The organism is Cupriavidus yeoncheonensis, from assembly GCF_905397275.1.
GTDB classification, from domain to species: Bacteria; Pseudomonadota; Gammaproteobacteria; order Burkholderiales; family Burkholderiaceae; genus Cupriavidus; species Cupriavidus yeoncheonensis.
In genome coordinates this window covers 1-697 of the sequence record NZ_CAJPUY010000080.1, presented here as the reverse complement: position 1 = coordinate 697, position 697 = coordinate 1, and the positions used below count along the sequence as shown (strand labels likewise).

1 protein-coding gene is annotated in these 697 nt (G+C 64.0%); it reads right to left on the bottom strand.

Translation table 11 applies throughout. The features are described 5' to 3' along the window. The coding region (locus KHO22_RS32365; protein ID WP_211951268.1) for an IS3 family transposase at positions 1-697 on the bottom strand (697 nt) is incomplete at both ends.

Here is a 697-nt window from a genome sequence, read left to right as displayed (position 1 = left end):
GCGGGTGCCGGGCGCGCGCAGCCTGATACACCACCATTCGTCGCGCCAGCAGGGGTATCGCTTCCCCGCGGTGCCGCTGGTTCGGCGTGACGTATTTCAGCCCGCTGTGGCGGTGCTCCTCGTTGTACCAACGCACGAACCGATGCACCCATTCACGCGCCTGTTCCAGCGTATCGAATGGCCTCTCGGGCCACAGCGGGCAGTACTTGGCCGTACGGAACAACGCTTCGGCATAGGCGTTGTCGTTGCTCACACGTGGGCGGCTGTATGACGGCACCACGCCCAGATCCTGCATCGCAGCGCGCATGCTCAGCCCCTTCATGACGCTGCCATTGTCAGAGTGCAGCACCAGCGGCCGCCCAGCCGTTTGCTCGCGCAGACAGCCCAGTTCGAGCAGCCGGCGGGCATGTTCCACCGACTCGCTCTCGTGCACTTCATTGACCACCAGCTTGCGGCTGTAGATGTCCTGCATCATGTACCAGTAGAAGAAGCGCCCCTTCACCGTAGTGGGCATCCACGTGATGTCCCAGCACCACACCTGATTGCGACCATCTGCACGATGCGTGGTCGGCGTGCGGGGCTTGGCATTGTGGCTGCGTCCACGTCGCCGGCTCTGCCCTGCAGCCCGAAGCACACGGTAGAACGTCGATTCCGACGCCAGGTAGCGGCCCTCGTCGGCCAACTTCGGCACAATCTG